Here is an 8,520-nt window from a genome sequence, read left to right on the forward strand (position 1 = left end):
TTTGCGAGGGTTGGTCTTTCACCAACATGGTTACCAAGTTATCAAGGTTTAATACCTTGTGACTAATCCCCCTTTTACCCTTATTGGGTTAGGTTTCTAGTCAACGAATCGCACATGCTTTACTGGTATAGCTTTCCTCTGTTTCTATGAACTCGATTCCATACTGTTCACAAAGCCCGGCTATTCTCTCTTTCAGTCTAGCTGTAGGTATTGGCACAAATTCCGAGTTAGTTTTTTTTCCTAACTCGATCGAGTTTTTGTTTCCTTTATTCCAACCAAAAACGACCCGACCGATTTGATTTTCTAAGCAATGTTTTATAACTAGTCTGGCGGCTTTGTTAATTCCATCGCGCATCTGACGGTTACGTTTTTCGGTGATCGTAGCTAATTTATTAGACCAAAACCCTTGTGGCTTGCCTTCTTTGATTGTTGAGATCTGTTTGTTATACCAACGATTCATCGATTTGATGTGCTTGCCATCAATAATAAAGCTAGTTCCTACATTAGAAACACAGGTTAGCCAGTTATCCAATCCCGGGTCAATCCCAAGTACATTCTCGGGTTCACCACTGGGCGTTTCTATTTCTTTTTGATAAACAAACTCTACATAAAAACACTTATTTCTTGGCAGTATTCTTAATTCTTTGATGTCATCAAATTCCAGGTTGCTCGCCATCGGCAACCTAAAACTATCAATGCCAAACCAGGATTTTACCTGTCTGCCCAATGGTATTCTTATGGTTCCATCTATTAATCTTAAGGCTTGCTTTGGATAACTAACTAATGCCAAACCTCCTTTTTTTCTATATTTGGGTAGTCTTGGTCTATTCTCAATCTTTCCTTCTCGGTATGCGTCCTGCAGCCTTTTGTAGGATTTAAAGGACTCGTAGACCGAACGAAGTATTTGTTGTGCTGCTTGGGAGTGAAGTGCCTGATAGTGACGATTGGGCTTGTATTCTTTTTCTAGCTCAAACTTGCTGATGTAGCGATTGGCTTTAAAGTAGAGTTGACGGGCAAAGTAGATTCCCATGTTTGTCAATCTCTGGGATTGTGTGCATAAAAAGTTGAGAATCGCCAATAACTCAAGATCTGGACTCAATAAAACTTGCTGACAGCCGTACACTGGCATCACCTCCTCGCTAATTGCTGATTATACTATAAACAGGACACATAAATGTGTCTGCTGTGACGGCTCGCTCGGTTTCATCCCCTGCTTCAAAAAAGACAGGGGCTTTCACCATCGCTTCTTGGTAATTTTAATTAGTAATTTGCCATTACCTAGTTCAAACGGAACTAGTTAAAAGCGAACCACCTTACGTTTTAGTAGGGTAACTCGGCGACTATCAACAACCATTGCCCAAAACCCCCCTGCGCTCAGTCGCCTTAAGATTGAGTTAGCTTGGGTTTCACTAGTTGTGTGTACTGTCAGTAAGTAAGGTCGCTGAGCATAAGAAACCAAGCCAACATTGACGCCCAGTAGTTGCTCTAGTCGGGATGCCATTTCTGGTTGATTGAAGTAGTCCACCAGAACTGCATAACCATCACCCAATCCCTGAGGAGTATAACCTCTATTAGTAGGCTGTATAGTAGTACTAGGTTGGCTTGACGGTGGAGATTGAACTACAAAAGCTGAGTATCCCACTACCTGATCCAGATAGCGTGCCCAATCTTTAGCATCGTTAATGCCTCTGAAACCGCCAACCCGAGTTACTGTGTCTTCCAAATATTGACAAAAATCAGTTTTTGCGCTATTGGGTAAAATTCTTTGAATTTGTTCGTGATTTTTCCTAATTCGGCTAAGCACTAACAAAATGTACTCGCCGTTTTGTGGTGGTTGGCATTGAGGAGTTATTGGTTGAGCATAAACCGAATCAAAGACACCACCAACTAAAGCAGCCAGTGCTATCGAGAAAATTTGTAAAATAAACTGTATTGTTTCCCTGGTCATAGATGATTAGAAAGTAGACCTATAGCCACTGTCTTGGAAGCAAAAAACTAACCATTAAACTGATGCCAGAGACGCTAGAGGGTCAGGTATACTATCTGATGGTGCCTGAAATTCACCAGTTTTGACAAATTCTAGGCGCAGCTTTAACCAGGTGATGAACTTAGGATTAGTAGAAATTATCGCCGTTGCTGGTTGCGGACATTCCTGCTTTACCTGGGACATTTGGGAACTTTCCAAGAATGCTGGCTGGTTGACTAACCAAAAGTCTATTTCTTTTTCCTGTTCATGGTAGTGCCTGGTACGTTCCCGAAGTACTTCCTCCAATGGTTCTTCTTCAAGGAACTTTTGACTGGCTAAAACGTAGTAGTAAGTTTGCATAGTTTCAGTTACTGAGGAAAGCTCAAAATTTACCTTGCATCGCTTGTTTCATTTCTCTAACCGCCCGTTCTATACCCACCAGAGATGCCCGAGCAATGATGCTATGACCAATATTGAGTTCTTCCATACCTTCGATACAAGCAACCGGGTAAACATTCCAGTAGGTAAGACCATGACCAGCATTGACTCGTAAGCCAGCAGCAATCGCTTGTTGGCATCCGGAGGCCAAAACTTTTAATTCTTTAGCCTGACTGACTTCATTAGTAGCTTCTGCATAACTCCCCGTGTGCAGCTCAATAAATTTAGCTTTTGTTTGAGCAGAAGCATCGATTTGGGCAGGATCAGCGTCTATAAATAAGCTAACGGGAATACCAGCGCTCTGTAACTGGGCTACAACCTCACTAAGGCGAGGCATTTGCCCTGCTACATCTAGCCCTCCCTCGGTAGTCACTTCTTCTCGTTTTTCTGGTACGAGGGTAACGTAATCGGGTTTAACCTCTAGAGCGATCGCTACCATTTCATCGGTAGGTGCCATTTCCAAATTCAGATGAGTTCGCACCGTTTGTCTCAACAGAGCAATGTCCCTCTGTTGAATGTGACGTCGGTCCTCTCTTAGATGTGCGGTGATGCCATCCGCACCAGCAAGCTCTGCCAACACCGCTGCTGCCACTGGGTCAGGTTCTACAGTGCGCCGCGCCTGACGAATTGTGGCAATATGGTCAATATTTACGCCCAGTGTTAGCACTAATGTTTTTCTCCTGGATTTGACATCCTAGCCACGACCATAGCGCAGCTTGCTCTTAAACTCCAAGGCTTTAAAACCTTAGCTTTGAGCAACATAGCCTTTTCTAGTTTAACAGGGAGAGGTAACGTCTAGATAGATTGTCTATCAAGGGTCTACAAGACAGTCCCCAATTAAGTAGAAAGCCCCTCGCGAGGGGCGTGCGCAGCGAGAGGTAGTTCACCTGAAATTCTTAATCCTGGGATTAGATACTTCTAGGTTGCAGTTCGTCTTTTGATGGTAATTTGACATTCCAGGCTAGTCCTAAGCGCTGAAGCAGCAGGATGAAGAACCAACCCAGGTCAAGTTGCCACCAATAATGTCCAAATCTTGCTGAGTTGGGAAAAGCATGGTGATTATTGTGCCACCCTTCACCAAGGGTCAAGATGGCGACGATAGGATTGTTCTTGCTCATATCAGAGGTAGTAAACAGCTCTTTTCCCCACAGGTGGCAAACTGAGTTGACACAAAAGGTGATTTGACGGACCAGAAAAATCCGAAATGCTCCGCCCCAGATTAAACCACCTAAGACTCCTGATACAGAACCAGTCAAGACTCCACCCAGGAAACCAGGAATTAACAGGGAAAGCAATACCCAAAAGACGTAGAGGTTGTCTATTCTTCGGATCAGCTTGTCCTTGATTAGGTCAGGAGCATACTTATAGGGAGGCTGCCAATCCACATTCACAATCCAAGCAATATGGGAATGCCAAAACCCTTGGATAAATCCCCAAAATCCTCCCTGGTGAAGATGGGGTGAGTGAGTGTCTCCGTCTTGGTCAGAGTAAATATGATGGCAGCGATGATGGTGAACCCAGCTAGTGACTGGTCCTTGAGCTGCCATACATCCGGCAATGGCTAAGAATGCCCTTATAAATGGTCCAGTCTGAAAGGCACGATGGCTAAAAAGCCTGTGATACCCGACGGTAATCCCGATGAAATTCAGGATGTACATCCCGAGAAAAAGACCAATATCGAGAGGCTGGACGTTCAGTTTCTCAAGGAACATAACTACTATCGCAGCAATTACTCCCAAAGGGGAGATGGCGATAACGATAGTAACTAAAGTTTTCTGGAGTGTGCTAACTTCTGGGGAAGTAGATGAAGAGATTGACACTTGTGTTGTTTCAATAAAATACTAATACACCAAAACTAAGCATATCCGATTGCTTGTGCAACATTTAACCTGTACAAACCTACTCACAAGCAGATAGGACGATGGTATAGCATTAGTTTTAACTAATGGTTGTTGCCGACAAAGCAATGCCAAAAGCATTGCGCTAATTTTCTTAATGGAGGCTCTGCTGCCTACTCTCAAACCGCACTGTAACTTCACTCAGTCCATTATTTTACGTCGCTTAACTTACGACCAGCTGCCAAAGCTTTTAGTTCTTCGTTGGGCGGTAGTGTTCCGAAGTTAAACAAGTTACTAACTTATTTCATTATAAAACAGTGGATAATGTTTGACAAGGTTTAGAGAGCTATAAGGCTAATAGTTGCACCTCTAAAACCTGCCAATACCCAAGAATCCCATGGCGGGAATTCCCTTATTCCCTCCTTGTCCTAGTGGAGCCGACTGCATTGCTTTATTAAATCAAAAAAAAAGCTGAAACTCTTGTCCGTGTCTTGATGCAAAGCGCGAGTGGGACAAATCCCCCCATAAAGGCCAACCCGTCGCTTCAGCATAGCTGCCAAATGCCTAACAGCTTACTACATCAAAGTAGATTCAAACTCCTACTATAAAACTGATAGGAGTAGAATAGAGGACAGCACAAAAAACGGGGTTGTGGAGGGAAGAACGTTGGATGAGCTGAGAACTGCGTTAGAGTTAGCAACCGTTGAAGAGTTACAACAAGTGACAGACATTCTATTCTGTCGTAGGTTTAATCCCTTAGATTACCTTCAGCTCCCTGAGCCAATCGATATCCAAAGCCAAAACCGTGAAGCTTGGTTGGATTCCCTGGAAGAGCGATTTCGCTTCTTGGCAGCAGATGGAGTAACAGTACTCAAGGGACGGACGAGGGAAGTAACCTACCGACAAGCCCTGATTCAAGTTTGTCGTTACCTCAAAATTCCTTACTCTCAACGTCTGACTACAACTGACTTGGAAGCAGAAATATTTCTTCACCTCATGGAGAAAACCTGGAAACGCTTACCAACCCAAGATCAGCAATCCCTAACAGTACAGGTACAGAAATGCTTAGCTAAGTCAAAACTCCCTGAACCCTTACCTGTTCAAATCCAGCACAATCCTATCGAGTTTTTACTCAAAGGTGGTAGCGCCCTAGCATTGACCTCGATTCTAAAGCCAATAATACTACAACAGGTTGCACGCCAGTTTGCCCTACATTTCGCTCGCTATCAGGTTGCTAAACAAGCCCTAGTGAAGGGAGGTTTGGCAGCAGCAGCTCAGTTTCAGAACTACTTTACACTACAAACAGCACGACAGGGAATGGCACTAAGTGCTGCTCGTTATGGGGTTACTAGGAGTGTTTTTGCCTGCCTAGGTCCGATCATGTGGAGCTATTTCTTTGTTGACTTAGGCTGGAGAGCGATCGCAACCAACTACGGTCGGATTATTCCAACCATCTTAACCTTAGCACAAATTCGCCTGACTCGTGCTGAGTGCTGGGAACCAGTTTAGATTGATAGTAGTGGTTAGTGGTTAATTGGTTCTTGGGAAAGAATAGACATTCAGACAATCACCTACAAATAGCTTGGAACTGCGCTAAGCTGGGAACTCTTATCTTTCCCCTGTTTCCAGCTTTAGGCGCAGTGGGGTTAGTACTAGCTGTGGGAGATACTTGGCGGCAAAAGTACGCCAGTATGATCTCAAAACCCCTAAACTGGGGCTTGGCTATTTTGAGTATCTGGTTGCTCATTACTGCTAGCTTAGCCTTTAACCCCACAGAAGCGTTCCTAGGTTTAGGGAATTTTATCCCCTTCTTCGCCGTTTTCGCTGCTTTCTCTACCCTCATCCAAACCCCAGCACAGCTGAGGCAATTAGCCTGGATTCTAGTTATTCCTTCCCTAGCAGTAACTATACTGGGTTTTGCTCAGATGGTTTTGGGTTGGACTAGCCCAAAAGTATTATCACTAGTCTTTGGTTCAACCTTGGTAGCTAACGGTAATCCTCCAGGTCGGATGGATTCAGTGTTTTCGTATGCCAATATCCTAGCCGCTTATCTACAAATACCATTAATTTTAGGAATAGGGCTGTGGATTGAGAGGTTTCAAGCTAGGGGTTGGAGCTGGCATCGATTCGATTATCCGCTGTTGTTCTTGAGTGTGGTGGTGATCGGTAATGCGATCGCATTAGTTTTGACCAACTCCCGCAATGCTTGGATAATCGCTGTTTTGGCTTGCCTTGCCTTTGCCCTTTACTTAGGTTGGTACTGGCTGGTGACAGCAGTTACTGCTGCTGTTGGTAGTATTCTGTGGGCATCATTTGGTCCAATCCTAGGGCGTCAATGGCTGCGTAGTATTGTCCCAGCATACTTTTGGATGCGATTGTCTGACCAGTTGTATCCCGACCGACCCATCGCTACCTTGAGGACAACCCAGTGGAAATTTACTTGGTCCATGATTCAGGAACGTCCCTGGTTGGGTTGGGGGTTACGCAATTTCACTCCTCTTTACCAGTCACAAATGGAAGTCTGGCTTGGTCATCCCCATAATTTACCTCTAATGTTGACTGCTGAAACTGGCATCCCAGGCACACTGATGTTGAGTGGCTTAGTTGCCTGGATTATAGTACAAGGTATCCAACTATTAAGGGTTTGGTCAACCGTTGCGACCCCTACCACTAGACAAGATTGGCATCAAGACAACTTAATTCTGTTCAGTTATCTGGTGGCTTTTGGCAGCTGTACTCTATTCAATCTGCTGGATGTAACTCTGTTTGATTTTCGGGTTAATACCTTGGGGTGGCTGTTGTTGTCAGCAATTCGTGGCGTGGCGTGTCACATTTAACCTAATTTAGTTCTTGATATTGCAATTAGCTAAACCTTAGTTGAAAAGGAGTCGTCTAAGCACGAGTCAGGATAACCGTTACCATGTTGCCTAGAATAGGTGAAGTTAAGCTTAGTTTACCGAAATTGTCGGATTTTGTGGGATGATTAAAGGATCAGGCTCCTTCCAAATGTCACAATAATCGAAAGCGTTGTCTAACCAGTTAGGATAAAACTGCAGTGGCACAAGATCGGGTCAGACAAAACATTAGGAATCGCGAAAGCCCAAACTCCACGACTTATTACGAAATACTGGGATTGCACCCTAGTGCATCACCCATAGCTATCCGACGTGCCTATCGGCAACTCAGTAAGCGCTATCATCCTGATACAACCGACTTACCCACTGAAACTGCCACGATTAAATTCCAAAAGCTGAACCAAGCCTATGCTACCCTGAGTAATCCAGAGCGACGAGCAATCTATGACCAAAAAATTGGTTATTCCCGCCTCAATGTGATTCAGCCACCCCCTAGTTTAAACAATCCAGTTAATCAAAAGCCACCAAGCTCCTCGTCCTCAGCTTACCTTGATCCCACTGACCGCCCCCTTTCAGCTGGGGAGATTTTTGTCTTATTCATTTTAGGACTAACCTTTTTAGGCTGCTTACTACTAGCCATAGCGATTGGATTAACCCAAGGTGAATCTGCTCTGCTAATTTCTAAACCCAGTGGCAATGATTTGCTTACCTTACCCGAGATTAATTTTATTCAACAGGCGAAACCTGATAATTTGGATAGTCAAATACCGGTTAATAACCAATCAGCCCAAAATACCCAGATAACCCATCTCTCAGAATAACTGATCAAGAATAACTTATAATATTAAGTCTGTTTAATCCCTTATAATGTTAATCCCTTATAATAGGGTTTATCCCATAAATGTTAATTGTCTTAATTGTTAATTGTCTTAATTGTTAATTGAAAATTGTCACGTGACCATTGACAATGTTCAATTTTCTACTGATGTACCACCAAGAATTATAAATAGTTAATCGGACTCGATATGACACTTCCGCCAGGTGATACCCCCTTGTATAACCACCCTCTACCTGAAATAGAGAGGTGGCTGAAAATACTAGGATGTGAACAAGACAGTAATGATCTACATTGCTGGCGTGTTGATCGACCTACCTGGAAAGCAGAACTTTGCCTTGAGGTAGAGGAGTTAATCGTGCGCTACGTCAAGTCTGGGGAAGATGGACAAGATATTCAACGATCTTTCAAGTATTCCCTCAGCCGCAAAGATATAGAAGATGCAGTTTTCTGTGGTCCTTAGAGGATGTCTGAAAAGTCAAAATAATAGCGATCGCCTCCTGGAACGGGCAAAGCTATATCGGCAAAGTTTGAGGCTTCACAGACTGCTAAAAGAAAAAACTCTCGTCAAGATAAGCTGTCAATAGC

Annotated in this window: 9 protein-coding genes; 4 read left to right on the plus strand and 5 right to left on the minus strand. The window is 43.8% G+C overall.

All coding sequences use genetic code 11. The features are described from left to right. Positions 1-100: 100 nt before the first annotated feature. The 5 genes from F6K49_RS31845 to F6K49_RS31865 all read right to left on the minus strand — a co-directional run bounded on the left by F6K49_RS31845 (position 101) and on the right by F6K49_RS31865 (position 4,224). Entirely contained in the window at positions 101-1,129 is a 1,029-nt protein-coding gene (locus F6K49_RS31845) for a transposase (protein WP_293103089.1), read from the minus strand. A gap of 168 nt (positions 1,130-1,297) precedes the next feature. Beyond that, complete coding sequence (locus F6K49_RS31850) at positions 1,298-1,948, minus strand: hypothetical protein (protein WP_293017937.1); 651 nt, start codon at positions 1,946-1,948, stop codon at positions 1,298-1,300. 54 nt (positions 1,949-2,002) lie between these two features. Next, positions 2,003-2,326 (minus strand): MgPME-cyclase complex family protein, encoded by a 324-nt coding sequence (locus tag F6K49_RS31855; RefSeq protein ID WP_075903987.1) that lies wholly within the window; start codon positions 2,324-2,326, stop codon positions 2,003-2,005. Positions 2,327-2,348: 22 nt separating this feature from the next. Continuing rightward, positions 2,349-3,071 carry a pyridoxine 5'-phosphate synthase gene (locus F6K49_RS31860; protein WP_293017935.1) on the minus strand — a complete coding sequence of 241 codons (723 nt, stop codon included), beginning with the start codon at positions 3,069-3,071 and terminating at the stop codon, positions 2,349-2,351. Positions 3,072-3,312: 241 nt separating this feature from the next. After that, positions 3,313-4,224: an acyl-CoA desaturase gene (locus F6K49_RS31865; protein ID WP_293017933.1), complete on the minus strand. Its 912-nt coding sequence runs from the start codon at positions 4,222-4,224 to the stop codon at positions 3,313-3,315. A 684-nt stretch (positions 4,225-4,908) separates the two neighbouring features. On the opposite strand from F6K49_RS31865, the gene F6K49_RS31870 reads away from it, so the two are divergent. The 4 genes from F6K49_RS31870 (at position 4,909) to F6K49_RS31885 (ending at position 8,395) form a co-directional block, all read left to right on the plus strand. Further along, on the plus strand, positions 4,909-5,751 hold the full coding sequence (locus tag F6K49_RS31870; RefSeq protein ID WP_293103083.1) for a YaaW family protein: 843 nt from the start codon (positions 4,909-4,911) through the stop codon (positions 5,749-5,751). Between the two features lie 131 nt (positions 5,752-5,882). Continuing rightward, positions 5,883-7,079 (plus strand): O-antigen ligase family protein, encoded by a 1,197-nt coding sequence (locus F6K49_RS31875; RefSeq protein ID WP_366514256.1) that lies wholly within the window; start codon positions 5,883-5,885, stop codon positions 7,077-7,079. A 218-nt stretch (positions 7,080-7,297) separates the two neighbouring features. Beyond that, entirely contained in the window at positions 7,298-7,918 is a 621-nt protein-coding gene (locus F6K49_RS31880; RefSeq protein ID WP_075903979.1) for a DnaJ domain-containing protein, read from the plus strand. 204 nt (positions 7,919-8,122) lie between these two features. Continuing rightward, entirely contained in the window at positions 8,123-8,395 is a 273-nt protein-coding gene (locus F6K49_RS31885; protein WP_070395455.1) for a DUF3143 domain-containing protein, read from the plus strand. Positions 8,396-8,520 lie beyond the last annotated feature (125 nt).

Source organism: Moorena sp. SIO3I6, from assembly GCF_010672095.1.

Bases quoted from the DNA above. Each gene is read 5' to 3' on its own strand.
- F6K49_RS31845 (WP_293103089.1), bottom strand. From the start codon at position 1,129: ATGCCAGTGTACGGCTGTCAGCAAGTTTTATTGAGTCCAGATCTTGAG.
- F6K49_RS31850 (WP_293017937.1), bottom strand. From the start codon at position 1,948: ATGACCAGGGAAACAATACAGTTTATTTTACAAATTTTCTCGATAGCA.
- F6K49_RS31855 (WP_075903987.1), bottom strand. From the start codon at position 2,326: ATGCAAACTTACTACTACGTTTTAGCCAGTCAAAAGTTCCTTGAAGAA.
- F6K49_RS31885 (WP_070395455.1), top strand. From the start codon at position 8,123: ATGACACTTCCGCCAGGTGATACCCCCTTGTATAACCACCCTCTACCT.